Below are 17765 nucleotides of genomic sequence, written 5' to 3'. Positions count from 1 at the left end.
CAAACTCAAGATTTCAATGCTTCGGCAAGTTTCGCGATTTTGCCGCGAATCGAGCCATCGATAACCAGGTCGCCGGCACGGATAACAACACCACCAATCAGGGATGCGTCCTCCGAAGCTTGCAGGCGCACTTCCCGATTGAGTCGTGCACTGAGAACCTTGGCGAGTTTGTCTTGCTGTTCTTGGTTCAATGCAAAAGCACTGGTCACTTCAACGTCTACCGATTTCTCTTCTTCGGCCTTGTACAGGTCGAACAGAGCGGCGATCTCCGGCAAAAGCGGGAGACGGTCGTTTTCGGCAACGACGTGGATGAAGTTCTGCACCTTCACATCAAACTTGTCGCCGCACACTTCAATAAAAGTGGCGGCCTTGTCTGCGCTCGTCAGTCGCGGGGCCTTGAGCACGCGCTGCATGGTGTCGTCTTGCGACACTGCTGCAGCCAGGCCGAGCATGGCTGACCAAGAGGCCAGCTGCTGGTGGGCCTGGGCGTGCTCGAAGGCTGCCTTAGCGTAAGGTCGGGCCAACGTGGTCAATTCTGCCATGATCGCCCTCGCTTAGATTTCAGCAGCCAGTTTGTTAACCAGCTCCGCGTGCGCGTTTTGATCGATTGTGGCACCCAGGATCTTCTCAGCACCGCCGACGGCCAGAGCACCCAGTTGGGCACGCAGCGCATCTTTGACACCGTTCAATTCCTGCTCGATCTCGGCCTGAGCCTGAACCTTCACACGGTCAGCGTCGATACGGGCTTTTTCAACAGCCTCTTCAACAATCTGATTACCGCGTTTCTTGGCTTGCTCAATGATTTCAGCTGCCTGTGCCTTAGCATCGCGCAGTTGATGGCCCGCTTTCTCTTGGGCCAACTCCAGGTCGCGAGCTGCACGGCTGGCAGCGTCCAGTCCATCCGCGATCTTCTTTTGACGTTCGTGCAAAGCTGCGATGACCGGAGGCCATACGAACTTCATGCAGAAAACGACAAAAATCAAGAACGCTAAGGACTGACCAATAATGGTTGCATTAATGTTCACGCCAATACCTCGCTCGTTCGTTGCACAACACACCAATCACTCGAAAAAACGAGTGATTAACCGGCGAGTTGACCAACGAAGGGGTTCGCGAAGGTGAAGAACAGAGCGATACCAACACCGATCATGGTCACGGCGTCGAGCAGACCGGCAACGATGAACATTTTAACTTGCAGCATTGGAACCATTTCTGGCTGACGCGCTGCGCCTTCCAGGAACTTGCCGCCCAGCAGGCCGAAACCAATGGCAGTACCCAGGGCGCCCAGGCCGATCAACAGTGCAACAGCGATAGCGGTTAGACCAACTACAGTTTCCATCTTTCCTCCCGACTTTTACGTCGTATGGTTTAGGTTTTTTAGATTTTAAAGCGGTAAAACAAATCGTTTCATAGCCCTGGTGGGCCACCTTCCCGTTTCACCGGGAAGGACATCAGACTAGTCGAGACTGGCCTTAATGGTTCTCTTCGTGCGCCATCGACAGGTAGACGATGGTCAGCATCATGAAGATGAAGGCCTGCAGGGTGATGATCAGGATGTGGAACACAGCCCACGCCCACTGCAGAACAATGCCCAGGCCGCTAAGCCAGAGCAGACCACTGCCGAACATCACAGCGATCAGAATGAACACCAGCTCGCCGGCATACATGTTGCCGAACAGTCGCAGAGCCAGGGAAATCGGCTTGGCGATCAGGGTGACGAATTCCAGCAGGAAGTTCACCGGGATCAGCAGGGCTTGAACAAAAATGTTCTTGCTGCCGAACGGGTGCAGGGTCAGTTCGCCGATGAAGCCGCCGATGCCCTTGATCTTGATGCTGTAGAAAATGATCAACGCGAATACCGACAAGGCCATGCCCAGGGTAGCGTTAGGGTCAGTGGTCGATACGGCACGGAATGGAATATGCGGATCGCCGCTGATCGCCATGGCGAGCTGAGGAATCCAGTCAACCGGGATCAGGTCGACGGCGTTCATCAGGAACACCCAGACGAAGATGGTCAGTGCCAGCGGTGCAATCACCGGGCTACGGCCATGGAAGCTGTCTTTCACGCTGCCATCGACGAATTCGACCAATACTTCAACGAAGTTCTGCAAAGCACCTGGCTGACCGGAAGTCGCCTTTTTTGCCGCCATGCGGAAAATCAGGACGAAGATCAGACCCAATGCGACCGACCAGCCCAGAGTATCCAGGTGGAAAGCCCAGAAACCCATTTCTTTGGCTTCTGCTGCGGTGTGGGCGAAGCCCCAGCCGCCGTTGGGAAGCTGACCGAAGGTCAGGTTCTGCAAGTGGTGCTGGATATAGCCCGAAGCGGTTGTTTCTGCCATGGTTGCCTCAAACGCCCTAAGGTTTCGAAAGTCTTGTTTTCATTAGCAGGGGAGCGAACCAGCTGACCAGTTGGGTCAACACGAAGACGCCGAATACAGCCAGCGGCGCCAATGGCTTCACACCTGCAAAGGTCAGTGCAAACAGCACTGCCGTCAAAATCAGTTTCCCCGCCTCGCCGGCATAAAATGACCGGACGATAGCCTGGGCTGCTCGGGCGCCGGAAAACCGAAAGGCCCTGTGAGCAAAATACATATTGGGCAGCAAGGCTATCAGGCCTCCACAGAGTCCTGAATATCCGGCTACGACTCCATGCCAATACCAAAGCGCCAACGCGGCGATTAATAAAATGACAAATTGAGCCAATAAAACCGGGAAAACGGCCAAGCGATGGAACGGCAACGTGTTTGGCGTGCGGGTTTCCATCACTTTTGCTCCTCAATGGTCGGCTGCCGAGAATCAATAACTTGGCATAATTTGTGCCGACAAAATGCGCGCAGAGTATAGGGGCGGTTCAGCCCCTATTCAACTGTCGGGTAGTGTTTTCCGATCACGCGCTACATAAGCAAATGTTTCAGCGGATGTGGGCAAGGACGCCCTGAAGCTCGTCAAGCGAGTTATATCCGATGACCAATTGCCCTTTGCCCTTCTTGCCGTGACGAATTTGTACCGCAGAGCCCAGCCGCTCGGCCAGGCGCTGTTCGAGGCGTGCGATATCCGGATCAGGTTTGGCTGTTTCGACCGGTGCAGGTTTGCCGCTCAGCCACTGGCGAACCAGCGCCTCAGTCTGACGCACCGTGAGCCCCCGTGCGACAACGTGTCGCGCCCCTTCAACCTGTTGATTTTCCGGCAAACCGAGCAAAGCACGGGCATGACCCATTTCCAGGTCGCCGTGGGACAACATGGTCTTGATGACTTCCGGCAATGCGATCAGACGCAGCAAGTTGGACACGGTAACGCGGGATTTACCCACCGCGTCGGCCACTTGTTGCTGGGTCAGCTGGAATTCCTGCTGCAAACGCTGCAATGCGATCGCTTCTTCGACCGGGTTGAGGTCTTCACGCTGGATGTTCTCGATCAATGCCATGGCGATGGCGGTTTCATCCGGCACATCGCGCACCATCGCCGGGATGGTTTCCTTGCCGGCCTGCTGGCTGGCGCGCCAGCGACGTTCACCGGCGATGATCTCAAAGCGGCCGCCGCCAATCGGGCGCACAACAATCGGCTGCATCACGCCCTGGGCCTTGATCGAGTTGGCCAGTTCTTCCAGCGCCTGGGGGTCCATGTCCCGGCGTGGCTGGTACTTGCCGCGCTGGATCAGGTCCAGCGGCAGGTGTTGCAGCTCGCGCTCGTCGGCCTGCACCGCTTGTTCTTCAAGCGAAGTGACAGTCGGACCACTCAGCAGTGCATCCAGTCCACGTCCGAGACCTCGTTTCTTGACGGCCATGGGGATTCCTTAAGTTGGCTGGGCTGCAGCGGTGCGTGGGTTGCGGCGTTGACGGCGAACCATCTCGCCGGCCAGTGCCAGGTAGGCTATGGCACCACGCGATGATTTGTCGTACGCCAGCGCGGGCATGCCGTAGCTTGGCGCTTCGGCCAGGCGGATGTTGCGTGGGATCACAGTGTCGTACAACTGATCGCCAAAGTGTTCCTTGAGCTGCGCCGACACATCGTTCATCAGGCTCAGGCGCGGATCGAACATCGTGCGCAGCAGGCCTTCGATCTGCAGGTTGGGGTTCAGCAGCTCGGCGATACGCTTGATGTTATCCACAAGGTCGCTCAACCCTTCGAGTGCGTAGTACTCGCACTGCATGGGGATAATCACCCCATCGGCGGCAACCAGCGCGTTGAGCGTCAGCATCGACAGCGACGGAGGGCAGTCGATCAAAATGTAATCGTAGTTCTCGCGGATCGGCGCCAAGGCGCTGCGCAGACGGCTTTCTTTCATCTGCATTTCGAGCAGCACCACTTCCGCCGCGGTCAAATCGCGGTTCGCCGGCAGCAGTTGATAACCACCGTGCTCGGAGTAGTGCATGGCCTGGGCCAGGTCACACTCGCCGATCAGCAAGTCGTAGACCGAATTTTCCAGGCCGTGTTTATCCACACCGCTACCCATGGTGGCGTTGCCCTGTGGATCGAGATCGATCAACAGCACCCGGCGCTTGGTGGCGACCAGGGATGCTGCGAGGTTGATGCAGGTGGTGGTTTTGCCCACGCCACCTTTCTGGTTCGCTATCGCGAATACCTTAGCCATTCTTGCTTGTGTTCCCAATCATGCCATGCGGCGCAGTATCAGCAGATGGCGTTGGCCTTGGCAACCGGGTACGGCCAAGGCGTGTTCGCTATCGAGGTGGAAGTCTGTCGGCAATGCTAACAGCTCGTCGCTTGGATGAACGCCCTTCATTGCCAGCCAGCGGGTGTCGAGGTCGCCCAGATGGCGCGTCCAGTTACTGAAGTTCTCCATGCTGCTGAAGGCCCGGGAAACAATTCCGTTGAAGGGCAGTTCAGGCGTGAATTCTTCGACCCGACTGTGGATAACTTGCAGGTTATCCAGCTTGAGCTCGAGTTTGACCTGGGTCAGGAAGCGGGTTTTCTTGCCGTTGCTGTCCAGGCACGTCACTTGCGACTCGGGAAACAGGATGGCCAGCGGGATGCCCGGCATGCCACCGCCACTGCCCACGTCCAGCCAGCGGCCGTTTTCGATAAACGGCATCACACTCAAGCTGTCGAGCAAATGCCGCGAAACCATTTCGTCGGGATTGCGCACTGCGGTCAGGTTGTAGGCCTTGTTCCATTTGATCAACAGGGCCAGGTAGCCCAACAGCAATTCGTGCTGGGCTGCGGTCAGGTGCACGCCCAACTGGCGTGCACCTGTGGATAACTCTTCGGCGTGTTGCGAGGTGACCAACGAACTCAAGCGCTTTGCTCCAACTGACGGCCCGCGCCGCGTTTTTTCAAATGAATCATCAACAGCGAAATGGCTGCTGGAGTGACGCCTGGAATACGCGAAGCCTGGCCCAGCGTTTCCGGGCGAGTTATCCCCAGCTTGCTTTGGATTTCTTTCGACAAGCCGGAAATCCCGGTGTAATCGATATCCACAGGCAGCTTGGTGTTTTCACTGGCGCGCAGGCGAGCGATCTCGTCCTGTTGGCGGTCAATGTAACCGGCGTATTTGGTCTTGATCTCGATCTGCTCGGCAACCTGTGGGTCTTCTGCGCCCTGGCCGGTCACTTCGACCAGACCAGCGTAGTCGATTTCCGGACGGGACAGCAGGTTGAGCAAGTTGTACTCGTGGGTCAGCGGCGTGCCGAATTTTTCCGCAATCGCATCGCCCTGCTCGGTGCCCGGGCGTACCCAGGTACTTTTCAGACGTTGCTCTTCGAGCGTGATGCTTTCGCGTTTTTTGCAGAAGGCTGCCCAACGCGCGTCATCGACCAGGCCCAGCTCGCGACCTTTTTCGGTCAGGCGCAGGTCGGCGTTGTCTTCGCGCAGGATCAAACGGTATTCCGCCCGGGAAGTGAACATCCGGTACGGTTCCTGGGTGCCCAGGGTAATCAGGTCATCAACCAATACACCGATGTACGCTTCATCGCGACGCGGGAACCAGCTGTCTTTGCCCTGCGCGCGCAATGCTGCGTTGGTCCCGGCGAGCAAACCTTGGGCGCCGGCTTCTTCGTAACCGGTGGTGCCATTGATTTGGCCGGCGAAAAACAGACCGGCGATAACTTTGGTTTCGAGGCTGTACTTCAGGTCACGCGGGTCGAAATAGTCGTACTCGATGGCGTAGCCCGGACGCACGATGTGCGCGTTTTCCATACCGCGAATCGACTGCACGATCTGAATTTGCACGTCGAACGGCAAGGATGTGGAAATCCCGTTCGGGTACAGCTCATGGGTGGTCAGGCCTTCCGGTTCGATGAAAACCTGGTGGCTTTCCTTGTCGGCAAAACGATGAATCTTGTCTTCGATCGATGGGCAATAACGCGGGCCGATACCCTCGATCACCCCGGAATACATCGGCGAACGGTCGAGGTTCGCGGCAATGATTTCGTGGGTGCGGGCGTTGGTGTGGGTGATCCAGCAGCTCACCTGTTTGGGGTGCTGTTCTTTGTTGCCCATGAACGACATGACCGGGATCGGTGTATCACCGGCTTGTTCGGTCATCACCGAGAAATCCACAGAACGCCCATCGATACGCGGCGGGGTACCTGTTTTCAAGCGGCCGACTCGCAGCGGCAACTCGCGCAGGCGTTTTGCCAGGGCAATCGACGGCGGATCACCGGCGCGACCGCCGGAATAGTTCTGCATGCCGATGTGGATAAGTCCGCCGAGGAATGTACCGGTGGTCAACACCACGGATTCTGCGAAGAAACGCAGGCCCATCTGCGTGACAACACCCTTCACCACATCCTGTTCGACGATCAGGTCATCGGCAGCTTGCTGAAATATCCACAGGTTCGGTTGGTTTTCCAGGGTTTCACGTACCGCAGCCTTGTACAGGATACGGTCGGCCTGTGCCCGAGTAGCGCGTACGGCCGGGCCTTTGCGGCTGTTGAGCACGCGAAATTGAATACCACCTTTGTCGGTAGCCATGGCCATGACGCCGCCAAGGGCATCAATTTCTTTAACCAGATGGCTTTTACCGATCCCGCCGATGGCGGGGTTGCAACTCATGGCACCGAGGGTTTCCACGTTGTGCGTCAACAACAGGGTTTTAACGCCCATGCGTGCTGACGCCAGTGCTGCCTCGGTACCGGCATGACCGCCGCCGATGACGATCACTTCAAAACGGGAAGGGAAATCCACCACGCACCTCGTGCCTGCTTATGTAGGTAATCAGGAATTGTTTGTTGAAAGAGTTTTCAAGCTTTGGCGGCAAGTATAGGGACTTAGCCCTTCCTAAAGAACCCTTTGCACAAAATTTAACCAGCTGTGGATGAATCACAGACAATAGAAATTAAAAAAGAAGAAATTTATAAGATCTTTGTTTTTATGTTTATTTCTACTGAGCCTGTTTTCTGTGGATAGATCTCTACAAGCCTCTGTTTATGGTGTGTACAGGGATTCAAAAGTCTGTGGTCATGTGCCAATGAGGCCCTTGGATAAGTGCTTTAAGCCTGTGGATTAAAGGGGCAGTTATCCACAGAGGGGTTTTTGCTCAGGTTTCAGGCCCTGTTATCAACTGGGCACAGGCGCGGTTATTCACAGGGCTTAATCCACAGAAATCCCGATTTGAGGGCATGGCAAGGCCGCCAAAGCTTTCGATTCGGTGTCTGGATCTAAAAAAAGGAGAGCTATTGTGAGAACTCGGCGGTGCAGTTAATAATAGCGATTATCATTAACCCGTCATGTCGCGCCCTATGCCCTTTCCTTCACACACGGCTGTCGTCCAGCACATCTATGAGCAGCACCATTCATGGCTGCACGGGTGGCTTAAAGGCAAGTTGCACAACGCTTGCGATGCAGCCGATGTGGCACATGACACCTTCGTGCGTATCCTGGGCGGCCGCCATGCAGGGCAAATTCTCGAACCGCGTGAATACTTGGCCACAATCGCCAGGGGTTTGGTGATTGACCGCTATCGTCGCTCCGCCATTGAACAGGCTTATAAACAGTCGTTGGCCGAGCGTCCTGAAGCCACTGCCATCAGTGAAGAAGACAAGGCGATCATCATCGAAACCCTGGTGGCTGTGGATAAAGCCTTGTCGGAATTGGGGCGGCGGGCACGCCATATTTTCATGCTGTCGCAGATTGAAGGTCTGACTTATCAACAGATCGCCGAGCAGTTGCAGGTATCGCTGACGACGGTCAAGAAACACATGATCCGCGCGCTCACCGAATGCTCATTGATCATGGCGAGCCTGTAATGCCTGCGCCGGATCGTAAGGTTTTCGAGGCGGCTGCCAGCTGGTACGTGCAGTTTCAAGCGCAGGTGCCTACCCCGGCCGAACGGCATGCCTGGCAGCAATGGCTCAACGGCGATCCCTCTCACCAAGCGGCATGGAACCAGTTGGAGCAATTACAGCGCAGCCTCGGCACCCTGCCCCAGGATTTCACACGTCGCGCTTTGTCAGCCACGCAACAACGGCGCCAGGTGCTCAAGTGGATGTTGGTATTGGGCGCCTCCGGTTATCTGGGCTTCAATGTTCAACAACACACGCCCTTGGGCAATTTCTGGGCGGATTATCGAACACGCGTCGGTGAACGCCGGCGCATCGAGCTGGCCGACGGCACTCAAATCGATCTGAACACCAGCACCGCCATTGATGTGGTGTTTGATCAACGCCAGCGTCTGGTCCGCCTGCGCGACGGCGAAATACTTATCCACACCGGCAAATTGGGCGGGCAAACGCCTTTTTACGTCGAAACCCGCGAAGGCCGGGTCCAGGCATTGGGGACTCGGTTTACCGTGCGTCAATTAGCGGGCTCAACTCGCGTGGGTGTGCTGGAAGACCAAGTGAGCCTCTCGCCTGCCGACCTACCGGATCACGAGCGAATACTCAGTGCCGGCGAAAGTGCTGACTTCGACCGGAGAAATGTGGGGCCCAATCATTTCTATCGACGGACCCAGGCGGCTTGGGTCGATGGCCAGGTCATCGTTCTCGACGCTCGCCTTGGGGATCTGCTCGCCGACCTTGCGCGCTATCGCCCCGGCGTTCTGCGATGCGATTCGGCTTCGGCAAGTTTGCGAGTCTCCGGGACGTTCCGCCTGGACTCCACCGACGCGGTACTGGCTAACCTGCAAGCCACGCTGCCGATACAGGTGAAATATTTCAGCCGCTATTGGGTCGCGGTCACGCGCCTGGGCTGAAAGCAAAAAATAATCCACAGGGGGTTATCTTTTTTTTACCTGGCCCGGCCCTACAGGTAATCACGACGCTACCTACAGGGCTTCACCACCTATGCGCCTTCCTACCAAACTACGCAAACGCCTTTCTCACCATGGCATGACCTACGGTTTATTACTGTGCTCGGCCTCCGCCGCAGGTTTATGGCTGCCAGCTTGTGCCATGGGCGCCAGCACCGAGCAGCACTTCACCATCGCTGCCGGCCCGCTGGACGCCGCCCTCAGCCAGTTTGCTGCCAGAGCCAATGTGATCCTGTCGTTTTCCCCCGAGCAAACCGCACGTTTAAACACGCCAGGGCTGGAAGGTGATTACTCGGTTGATCAGGGCTTTGCACTGCTGCTGCAAAACTCGGGGCTGCAGGCCGTGGCGCAGGCGCCTGGTAGCTATGTGTTACAAGCCGCGCCTACCGGGCAACTGACGTTGGCAGCCACGACCGTCAGCACTTATCAACCACTGGGTTTCAACCAGGATAGTGCCGGTGATGTTGGCTACAAGGCACAAAACAGCCGTATCGGCACCAAGACCAGTACGCCGCTGTCGGAAACGCCCCGGTCGGTATCGGTGGTCACAGGTCAGCGCATCAAGGACCAGAAGTCGCAGACGCTGACTGAAGTCTTGGGTTATGTACCGGGAATTTTCGCTCCACCCTTTGCCGCCGGCGATGGCCTGGCCGGTGATCTGTTCTTCATTCGTGGCTTCAACGCTACGGATTATGGCTACGGCCTGTTGCGCGACGGCCTACGGGTGCAAGGTAACCGGTATGACACCACCAGTGAGCCCTATGGCCTGGAGCGCGTGGAAATTTTCCGTGGACCTTCATCCCTGCTCTATGGCGAAAACGCACCGGGTGGCTTGGTTAATCTGGTCAGCAAACACCCAACTGCCACGCCGCAAGGCGAGGTGCAATTGGGCTATGGCTCCAACAATCGGCGCCAATTGGGTGTGGATATCTCCGGGCCGCTCAATGACAACGCCAATGTGCTGGGCCGCGTGGTCATGCTGGGCCGCAAGTCCGACACCCAGACCGACCATGTACCCGATGATCGCCTGTATATCGCGCCATCCCTGACCCTGAACTTCGACGACTACAACACCCTGACGCTGCTGGCCAACTACCAGAAGGACCATACCAACCTGGAACTCGGCCTGCCTGCCGCCGGTACTTTGCTCAGTAACCCCAACGGCAAGCTGTCCAAACACACCCTGCTTGGCGATCCGGATTGGAACACCTTTGAACGCGAAGCCTGGAGCACCGGTTACGAGTTCAGCCACAGCTTCAATGACGACTGGCAGTTCCGTCAGAACTCGCGCTACATGCAGTCGCGCATCAACCGCCATGAAACCTGGCCCAGTGCCTTGAATAATCGTGGCTTTGGTACCCAACTGAACATGACCGCGTACGACCGTTACAACAAGTCGATGGTGTACTCCCTGGATAACCAGCTCGAAGGTAAATTCCAACTGGGTGACCTGCAAAACACTGTGCTGTTCGGCGCCAGCTACGACCGCACCTCGTTCAATCAGGACTGGGACGCTGGGTTTGCCGGCACTATCAATGTGTATAACCCGGTGTATCTGCGCGACCCACTCACGCCGATCGCGGTACAGAACACCTTGCTTGAGCAGCAGATGAAAGGGGTTTATGCACAGGCGCAGAGCAAGTACGACCATTGGCTGTTCCTGCTGGGCGGGCGCCAGGACTGGGTCAACAGTGATTTTCGCGACAAGGTAAACAAGGCCAGTAACACCGGCTCTGAGGACAGGAAATTCACCTATCAGGGCGGGGTGATGTACCAGTTCGACAACGGGCTGACCCCGTATGTCAGCTACTCCACCGCATTTGTCCCGGTGCAGCAGATTTCCAATGCCGGCTCACCGTTAAAGCCGATTACCAGCCGCCAATACGAAGTGGGTGTGAAATACGAGCCGATCGGCTGGGACACCGCGATGACGTTGTCGGTGTATGACCTGCGCAAGCAAGACGACACCTACCTGGACGCCACCACCAACAGCTATCGCCAAGTGGGTGAAAGTCGCGCCAAAGGTGCAGAAGTCGAGATCAACAGCAATCTCACGCCTAACCTGAATATCACCGCGGCCTACACCTATACCGACGCAAGGATTACCAAGGATTCTGCAACGTCACTGGTCGAGGGACGCCAGATGACAGGGGTTCCACGCAACCAGGCGTCGGTATGGAGCAAGTACCGCTTCCTCGATGGCCAGCTCAAGGGTTTGTCCCTGGGCGGCGGTGTGCGTTACTTCGACAGTACCTTTTCCTACACCGCCCCTACGCTGTACGGCAAGTTGGATGCGGGAAGCGTGACGTTGGTGGATGCGGCCGTGGGTTATCAGATCAACCCACACTGGTCGGTGGATCTGAACGCCAAGAACCTCTTCGACAAGGAATATGTATCCGGTTGCAACGATGCCGGGCGTTGCTACTGGGGTGACAGCCGTACCTTGCTCGGCACGGTGTCCTACAACTGGTAAGGCCCTGTGGATAACTTGGCTACTTACCAATACAGAAGCTGGAAAAGATCCTTCCCAACAAATCATCGGAGCTGAACGCACCGGTGATTTCCCCAAGCAGCTGCTGTGCCTGTCGTAAATCCTCAGCCAGCAGCTCGCCAGCCCCCGCCAAGGTCAGCTGCGCCCGACCGTGCTCCAACGCCGCACTGGCGTGACGCAGTGCCTCCAGGTGCCTGCGGCGCGCGCTGAAGCTGCTTTCGGAGGTCTGCTCATAGCCCATGCAGGCCTTGAGGTGGTCGCGCAGCAATTCCAACCCATCGCCAGCTGACTTTGCGCTCAGGCTGATGGTGACGTGGCCATCGTCACTGGTCTGCATGGCAATGGTTTCGCCGGTTAGATCCGCCTTGTTGCGGATCAGGGTGACTTTGGTCGGGTTTGGCCGTTGCTCGAGAAATTCCGGCCACAGGGCAAAAGGATCCATAGCCTCTGGCGCAGTGGCATCCACCACCAGCAATACGCGGTCCGCTTCACTGATCGCCTTGAGCGCCCGTTCCACGCCGATCTTTTCCACCTGGTCGTCGGTATCGCGCAAGCCGGCGGTGTCGACCACGTGCAGCGGCATGCCATCGATGTGGATATGTTCGCGCAAGATGTCCCGGGTGGTGCCGGCAATCTCGGTAACGATCGCCGCTTCCCGACCCGCCAGCGCATTAAGCAGGCTGGACTTGCCGGCATTCGGCCGCCCCGCGATCACCACTGTCATGCCGTCGCGCAGCAAAGCACCCTGCCCGGCTTCGCGCAGGACGGTGGATAACTCATCGCGAACTTTATCCAGCATCGCCAGGACGTGGCCATCAGCGAGGAAGTCGATTTCTTCTTCCGGGAAATCAATCGCAGCCTCGACGTAGATGCGCAAGCTGATCAACTGCTCGGTCAAGTTATGCACACGCAGGGAAAAAGCGCCCTGCAGCGAGCGCAACGCATTGCGCGCTGCCTGTGCAGAACTGGCTTCGATCAAATCGGCAATTGCCTCGGCCTGGGCCAGGTCGAGTTTGTCATTGAGGAATGCCCGCTCGCTGAATTCCCCTGGTCGCGCCAGACGGCAGCCCAATTGCAGGCAACGCTGCAGCAACATATCCAGCACCACCGGGCCGCCGTGGCCCTGCAGTTCCAGGACGTCTTCACCGGTGAACGAGTTAGGGCCGGGGAAATACAGCGCCAACCCCTCATCCAATACCGTTTCATCCGCATCCAGGAACGGCCCGTAATGGGCATATCGGGGTTTCAACTCACGGCCGCTGATGGCCTGGGCTGCCACGCTGGCCAGCGGCCCGGAAATTCGAACGATACCGACGCCGCCGCGACCTTGAGCGGTAGCGACGGCAGCGATGGTTTCACGAGGAGCGCTCATCAGCAGGTTCCAGAACAAAAGTGACGGAAAGCAAAACGCCCCACTAGGGGGCGTCTTGAGTGGTTATCCACAGAGTAAATTACGCCGCAGCTTTTTTGGTAGCCGCTTCGATTTTACGTGTGATGTACCACTGTTGAGAGATCGACAACACGTTGTTGACCACCCAGTACAGCACCAGACCCGCTGGGAACCACAGGAAGAAGAAGGTGAAGATGATTGGCATCATTTTCATTACCTTGGCCTGCATCGGATCCGGCGGAGTCGGGTTCAGACGCTGCTGGATAAACATGGTCGCGCCCATGATGATCGGCAGAATAAAGAACGGGTCTTTAATCGACAGGTCAGTTATCCACAGAATGAACGGTGCCTGGCGCATTTCGACGCTTTCCAGGAGAACCCAGTACAGCGACAGGAATACCGGCATCTGCACCAGAATCGGCAAGCAACCACCCAGCGGGTTGATCTTCTCTTTCTTGTACAGCTCCATCATGGCCTGCGACATTTTCTGCCGGTCGTCACCATGTTGCTCTTTCAGAGCGGCCAGTTTTGGCGCAACGGCACGCATACGCGCCATCGACTTGTAGCTGGCTGCCGACAGAGGGAAGAAAAGCCCTTTGATCAGCATGGTCAGGAAGATGATCGAGAAGCCCCAGTTACCCACAATGCTGTGGATATGTTGCAGCAGCCAGAAAATCGGCTGGGCAATGAACCACAGAATGCCGTAATCCACAGTCAGTTCCAGACCTGGGGACAACTCTTTGAGCACAGCCTGGCTTTTCGGGCCGGCGTACAGGGTAGTGCTGGTTTCAGCTTTGGCACCTGGAGCGACGGTCAACGCCGGGCCAGTAAAACCAATGATGTAGTTGCCCTGGCTGTCTTTTCGGGTTTGAACCAGGTTGGCTTCACCCTTGTTCGGGATCCATGCGGTCACGAAGTAGTGTTGCAACCACGCAACCCAGCCACCTTGGACGGTTTCTTTCAGCGAGCCCTTGTCGATATCTTTCATCGACACTTTTTTGTACGGCTCGCTACTTGTCCACAGGGCGGCGCCCAGGTAAGTCGCGGTGCCGGTGGCGGTGCTGGAAGAAGGATCGGCGCTGTTGTCACGCTTGAGCTGGGCAAACAGGTTGCCCGTCCATGGCTTGGCGCTCTCGTTGTCGATCAGGTAAGTGACCTTCAAGTCGTACAGACCACGGGTGAAGCTGAAACGCTTGATGTAGTTGACGCCGTCGAGGCTGAATTTCAGGTCGACATTCAACTGGTTCTGGCCGTCGGCCAGTTGATAAGTCTTCTGTTCGGTCGAATAAACCGGACGACCGGTAGCACGAGCATCCGGACCGTCAGTGCCGGTCAGGCCGCTTTGCGCCAGATAAGTACGTTCACCACCGTTATCGAACAGTTGGAACGGAACATCCGGATGGTCTTGGCGACGTGGATACAGCGGCAGTTTCAACTGCGCGATATCACCACCTTGTGGGTCGATAGCCAGGTCGAGCACATCCGTTTTTACGTGGATGAGGTCTTTATTGGTGACCACTGGCGTTTCTAGAGGGGCGCTTGTCTCGCCATTCGCGCTGGGAACATCGGCACTCGCGGACGCATTGTTACCCAGCGGGGTGTCCGGAATAGCCGGCGCAGCCTGATTGGTAGCAACATTCTGAGTCGGCAGGGCAGCTTGGCCGTAGTCCTGGTTCCACTTAAGAACCATGACGTAGGACACGATTGCCAGGGCGACGATCAGGATCGTGCGTTTAATATCCATGATTACTCGGCCATCGAAGAAGAACGGGAGGTAGGGATAGGTGGAACCGGGTCGAAACCACCGGGATTCCACGGATGACAGCGGCCTAAACGACGAAAGGCCAGCCAGCCACCGCGCAGAAGACCATGATTTTCTATGGCCTCTAACGCGTAGCAGGAACAACTGGGGTAGAAACGACAGTGGTCGGCCATCAGAGGACTAATGGCATAACGGTAAAACTGGATCGGAACGAGTGCCAGTTTACGCATTGGTGCTGTCTACCCCTACAGTTTCGGTGCTGACTGCTGGTGCTGGCTTGTTGGTACGCGCCAAACGTTTCCAGAGCTTGCCGAAATGCTGAATCAATTCGGGGTTTTCTACATCCCCCAAGCCTTTGCGCGCGACGATAACAATATCCCAACCAACCAGAGTGTCCTGGTGGAGGCGAAACGATTCGCGCATCAGACGCTTGAGGCGATTGCGCTCAACGGAGAGCTTTACGCTCTTCTTGCCGATCACCAACCCGAGACGGGGGTGATCCAGATCGTTGTTACGCGCAAGGAGCAGGAGATTTTTCCCCGGAACCTTGCCGGTGGGGGAGTCAAAGACTGCCTTGAAATGCCGGGGGGTTAGCAGACGCTTTTCCCGACTGAAGTCCTGACTCACCACCAGTACCGGATTATCAAACTGCCAGACGCGCACGACCTTTGGCGCGGCGACGCGACAGGACAGCACGGCCGTTCTTGGTAGCCATGCGAGCACGGAAGCCGTGAGTACGGGCGCGTTTGATGGTGCTTGGTTGGAAAGTACGTTTCATGGCGTTGTTACCTGGTTCGTCCACAACGGGCCGGAATGGCCCCCGTTTTAAGAGACCGGCGATTCTAGAGAAAGCAAGCCTCTAGGTCAATTTCCAACCAGCTTTTCCTTCAATTAGATCTTCCATAGGCAATCGGCCCTTTTCTATCCGCCTGGCTTTCACGAGCAATGCCATAGATATAAAAATAAAGAAGGAAGTTATTTAAAGCTTTTCTGTAAAGCTTATAAAAGCTAGGCAGGCGATCATCTGTGGATAACTGCCTTGAGGCCATATTCCACCTGCTGTACAGAGAATGACAAGTACGGGGGAAAACAGTGCTCTGCCTGTGCTGCGCTGTCGGATAAGCTGTGGGTGGAATGGGTTGTTATCCACAGGCCAGTTACCCACAGACTTTCGACCCCACTTGTACAACGAGCTTAGGTACGCTTATCCACAGAGCTTATGCACAGACCATTGGTCGGCTTTTTTGCACTTAACACATTGATTTTGGCTGCTCTGTGAGCAACCTACATGTGGATAAGTGGGCGTCTGGCCGCTACAATGGCGGCTGTTTTTGCCTCACCGGCTTTCAACTTAGGGGATATCCGTGTCAGTGGAACTTTGGCAGCAGTGCGTGGAGCTTTTGCGCGAAGAGCTGCCTGCCCAGCAATTCAACACCTGGATCCGTCCGCTACAGGTCGAAGCCGAAGGCGACGAGTTGCGTGTCTACGCGCCGAATCGTTTTGTTCTCGATTGGGTCAACGAGAAATACCTGAGCCGCGTTCTCGAATTGCTCGATGAACACGGCAACGGCATCGCGCCCGTGCTTTCCTTATTAATAGGCAGCAAACGCAGTTCTGCACCGCGTGCTGCGCCGAATGCGCCGCTGGCGGCGGCTGCGTCTCAAGCCCAAGCGGCACCTGTTAATAACTCGCCGGCGCCCGTTGCCCAGGCGCCGTCGAAATCGTCGTCGCAGAAAAACGCGCCTATAAATGAAGAGCCATCGCGTGACAGCTTTGATCCGATGGCTGGCGCCAGCTCGCAGCAAGCACCGGTTCGCGCCGAGCAGCGCACCGTGCAGGTGGAAGGTGCGCTCAAGCACACCAGTTACCTGAACCGTACCTTTACCTTTGAGAACTTCGTCGAAGGTAAATCCAACCAGCTGGCCCGCGCGGCCGCCTGGCAGGTAGCCGATAACCCCAAGCATGGTTACAACCCGCTCTTCCTTTATGGTGGCGTTGGCTTGGGTAAGACTCACTTGATGCACGCTGTGGGTAACCATCTATTAAAGAAGAACCCGAATGCCAAGGTTGTGTACCTGCACTCGGAGCGCTTCGTGGCTGACATGGTCAAGGCCTTGCAGCTCAACGCAATCAACGAATTCAAGCGTTTCTACCGTTCGGTGGACGCCTTGCTGATCGATGACATTCAATTCTTCGCTCGCAAGGAGCGTTCCCAGGAAGAGTTTTTCCACACATTCAACGCCCTGCTCGAAGGCGGCCAACAGGTCATCTTGACCAGTGACCGTTACCCGAAGGAAATCGAAGGCCTGGAAGAACGCTTGAAGTCACGCTTTGGCTGGGGCCTGACCGTTGCGGTAGAACCGCCGGAGCTGGAAACCCGCGTGGCGATCCTGATGAAAAAGGCCGACCAGGCGAAAGTCGACCTGCCCCACGATGCAGCCTTCTTTATCGCCCAACGCATTCGTTCCAACGTGCGTGAGCTCGAAGGCGCGCTCAAGCGGGTTATCGCACACTCGCACTTCATGGGGCGCGACATCACCATCGAGTTGATTCGCGAATCCCTCAAAGACTTGCTGGCACTGCAAGACAAGCTGGTGAGTGTGGATAACATTCAGCGCACCGTGGCTGAGTACTACAAGATCAAGATTTCCGACCTGCTGTCCAAGCGCCGTTCGCGCTCGGTGGCACGTCCACGTCAGGTGGCGATGGCGCTCTCCAAAGAGCTGACCAACCACAGCCTGCCGGAAATCGGTGATGTGTTTGGCGGTCGAGACCACACCACGGTCTTGCATGCGTGCCGCAAGATCAATGAACTTAAGGAATCCGACGCGGATATTCGCGAGGACTACAAGAACCTGCTGCGTACACTGACTACCTGATGACACCAGCGCAGCTTATTAAGGCAAGGGACTAG

18 protein-coding genes are annotated in these 17765 nt (G+C 56.5%); 4 read left to right on the top strand and 14 right to left on the bottom strand.

Translation table 11 applies throughout. The features are described from left to right. Positions 1-5: 5 nt before the first annotated feature. From BLV67_RS24040 to mnmG, 9 genes are all read right to left on the bottom strand, one after another. Positions 6-542 (bottom strand): F0F1 ATP synthase subunit delta, encoded by a 537-nt coding sequence (locus tag BLV67_RS24040; RefSeq protein ID WP_017135121.1) that lies wholly within the window; start codon positions 540-542, stop codon positions 6-8. Between the two features lie 12 nt (positions 543-554). Further along, entirely contained in the window at positions 555-1025 is a 471-nt protein-coding gene (locus BLV67_RS24035) for a F0F1 ATP synthase subunit B (protein WP_056860942.1), read from the bottom strand. A gap of 56 nt (positions 1026-1081) precedes the next feature. Next, positions 1082-1339 (bottom strand): F0F1 ATP synthase subunit C, encoded by a 258-nt coding sequence (atpE, locus tag BLV67_RS24030; protein WP_002555987.1) that lies wholly within the window; start codon positions 1337-1339, stop codon positions 1082-1084. Between the two features lie 133 nt (positions 1340-1472). Beyond that, entirely contained in the window at positions 1473-2342 is an 870-nt protein-coding gene (atpB, locus tag BLV67_RS24025) for a F0F1 ATP synthase subunit A (RefSeq protein ID WP_017135123.1), read from the bottom strand. A gap of 16 nt (positions 2343-2358) precedes the next feature. After that, positions 2359-2766, bottom strand: a complete 408-nt coding sequence (locus tag BLV67_RS24020) for a F0F1 ATP synthase subunit I (RefSeq protein WP_010565865.1) — start codon at positions 2764-2766, stop codon at positions 2359-2361. A 148-nt stretch (positions 2767-2914) separates the two neighbouring features. Next, positions 2915-3787, bottom strand: coding sequence for a ParB/RepB/Spo0J family partition protein (locus tag BLV67_RS24015; protein WP_017135124.1), 873 nt, complete (start codon positions 3785-3787; stop codon positions 2915-2917). Between the two features lie 9 nt (positions 3788-3796). Then, a complete protein-coding gene (locus BLV67_RS24010; RefSeq protein WP_056860944.1) occupies positions 3797-4594 on the bottom strand; it encodes a ParA family protein in 798 nt (265 codons plus the stop codon). An 18-nt stretch (positions 4595-4612) separates the two neighbouring features. Further along, positions 4613-5257, bottom strand: a complete 645-nt coding sequence (gene rsmG, locus BLV67_RS24005; protein WP_069785781.1) for a 16S rRNA (guanine(527)-N(7))-methyltransferase RsmG — start codon at positions 5255-5257, stop codon at positions 4613-4615. Beyond that, a complete protein-coding gene (mnmG, locus tag BLV67_RS24000) occupies positions 5254-7146 on the bottom strand; it encodes a tRNA uridine-5-carboxymethylaminomethyl(34) synthesis enzyme MnmG (protein ID WP_069785823.1) in 1893 nt (630 codons plus the stop codon). The genes rsmG and mnmG overlap by 4 nt, the downstream gene beginning before the upstream one ends. 554 nt (positions 7147-7700) lie before the next feature. Here mnmG and BLV67_RS23995 point away from each other — a divergent pair. From BLV67_RS23995 to BLV67_RS23985, 3 genes are all read left to right on the top strand, one after another. Continuing rightward, positions 7701-8207 (top strand): sigma-70 family RNA polymerase sigma factor, encoded by a 507-nt coding sequence (locus tag BLV67_RS23995; RefSeq protein WP_069785782.1) that lies wholly within the window; start codon positions 7701-7703, stop codon positions 8205-8207. Then, complete coding sequence (locus BLV67_RS23990; protein ID WP_069785783.1) at positions 8207-9151, top strand: FecR domain-containing protein; 945 nt, start codon at positions 8207-8209, stop codon at positions 9149-9151. The genes BLV67_RS23995 and BLV67_RS23990 overlap by 1 nt, the downstream gene beginning before the upstream one ends. A 91-nt stretch (positions 9152-9242) precedes the next feature. Beyond that, positions 9243-11681, top strand: coding sequence for a TonB-dependent siderophore receptor (locus BLV67_RS23985; protein WP_069785784.1), 2439 nt, complete (start codon positions 9243-9245; stop codon positions 11679-11681). A gap of 19 nt (positions 11682-11700) precedes the next feature. On the opposite strand, the gene mnmE is transcribed toward BLV67_RS23985, so the two are convergent. The 5 genes from mnmE to rpmH form a co-directional block, all read right to left on the bottom strand. After that, on the bottom strand, positions 11701-13071 hold the full coding sequence (gene mnmE, locus BLV67_RS23980; RefSeq protein WP_069785785.1) for a tRNA uridine-5-carboxymethylaminomethyl(34) synthesis GTPase MnmE: 1371 nt from the start codon (positions 13069-13071) through the stop codon (positions 11701-11703). Between the two features lie 79 nt (positions 13072-13150). Beyond that, the gene (gene yidC, locus BLV67_RS23975; protein WP_058420571.1) at positions 13151-14833 is read right to left on the bottom strand and encodes a membrane protein insertase YidC; all 1683 of its coding nucleotides are present in this window, start codon (positions 14831-14833) and stop codon (positions 13151-13153) included. A gap of 2 nt (positions 14834-14835) precedes the next feature. Next, positions 14836-15081, bottom strand: coding sequence for a membrane protein insertion efficiency factor YidD (yidD, locus tag BLV67_RS23970; RefSeq protein WP_073636650.1), 246 nt, complete (start codon positions 15079-15081; stop codon positions 14836-14838). After that, a complete protein-coding gene (gene rnpA / locus BLV67_RS23965) occupies positions 15074-15478 on the bottom strand; it encodes a ribonuclease P protein component (protein ID WP_026013533.1) in 405 nt (134 codons plus the stop codon). Before rnpA ends, yidD begins: the two co-directional genes overlap by 8 nt. Before the next feature lie 16 nt (positions 15479-15494). Next, positions 15495-15629 carry a 50S ribosomal protein L34 gene (gene rpmH, locus BLV67_RS23960; protein ID WP_003213577.1) on the bottom strand — a complete coding sequence of 45 codons (135 nt, stop codon included), beginning with the start codon at positions 15627-15629 and terminating at the stop codon, positions 15495-15497. 586 nt (positions 15630-16215) lie between these two features. Between rpmH and dnaA the strand changes: the two genes are divergently transcribed. After that, the gene (gene dnaA, locus BLV67_RS23955) at positions 16216-17730 is read left to right on the top strand and encodes a chromosomal replication initiator protein DnaA (protein ID WP_056860951.1); all 1515 of its coding nucleotides are present in this window, start codon (positions 16216-16218) and stop codon (positions 17728-17730) included. Positions 17731-17765: the final 35 nt, after the last annotated feature.

The organism is Pseudomonas salomonii, assembly GCF_900107155.1.
GTDB classification, from domain to species: domain Bacteria; phylum Pseudomonadota; class Gammaproteobacteria; order Pseudomonadales; family Pseudomonadaceae; genus Aquipseudomonas; species Aquipseudomonas salomonii.
Note: the sequence above shows the minus strand (reverse complement) of the source record. Positions and strands in the feature narration are given on the sequence as shown.

Excerpts from the sequence above, each read along its gene's own strand:
- BLV67_RS24040 (WP_017135121.1), bottom strand. The coding sequence starts at position 542 with ATGGCAGAATTGACCACGTTGGCCCGACCTTACGCTAAGGCAGCCTTC.
- atpE (WP_002555987.1), bottom strand. The coding sequence starts at position 1,339 with ATGGAAACTGTAGTTGGTCTAACCGCTATCGCTGTTGCACTGTTGATC.
- atpB (WP_017135123.1), bottom strand. The coding sequence starts at position 2,342 with ATGGCAGAAACAACCGCTTCGGGCTATATCCAGCACCACTTGCAGAAC.
- BLV67_RS24020 (WP_010565865.1), bottom strand. The coding sequence starts at position 2,766 with ATGGAAACCCGCACGCCAAACACGTTGCCGTTCCATCGCTTGGCCGTT.
- BLV67_RS24015 (WP_017135124.1), bottom strand. The coding sequence starts at position 3,787 with ATGGCCGTCAAGAAACGAGGTCTCGGACGTGGACTGGATGCACTGCTG.
- BLV67_RS24010 (WP_056860944.1), bottom strand. The coding sequence starts at position 4,594 with ATGGCTAAGGTATTCGCGATAGCGAACCAGAAAGGTGGCGTGGGCAAA.
- BLV67_RS23995 (WP_069785782.1), top strand. The coding sequence starts at position 7,701 with ATGCCCTTTCCTTCACACACGGCTGTCGTCCAGCACATCTATGAGCAG.
- BLV67_RS23990 (WP_069785783.1), top strand. The coding sequence starts at position 8,207 with ATGCCTGCGCCGGATCGTAAGGTTTTCGAGGCGGCTGCCAGCTGGTAC.
- BLV67_RS23985 (WP_069785784.1), top strand. The coding sequence starts at position 9,243 with ATGCGCCTTCCTACCAAACTACGCAAACGCCTTTCTCACCATGGCATG.
- mnmE (WP_069785785.1), bottom strand. The coding sequence starts at position 13,071 with ATGAGCGCTCCTCGTGAAACCATCGCTGCCGTCGCTACCGCTCAAGGT.
- yidC (WP_058420571.1), bottom strand. The coding sequence starts at position 14,833 with ATGGATATTAAACGCACGATCCTGATCGTCGCCCTGGCAATCGTGTCC.
- yidD (WP_073636650.1), bottom strand. The coding sequence starts at position 15,081 with ATGCGTAAACTGGCACTCGTTCCGATCCAGTTTTACCGTTATGCCATT.
- rpmH (WP_003213577.1), bottom strand. The coding sequence starts at position 15,629 with ATGAAACGTACTTTCCAACCAAGCACCATCAAACGCGCCCGTACTCAC.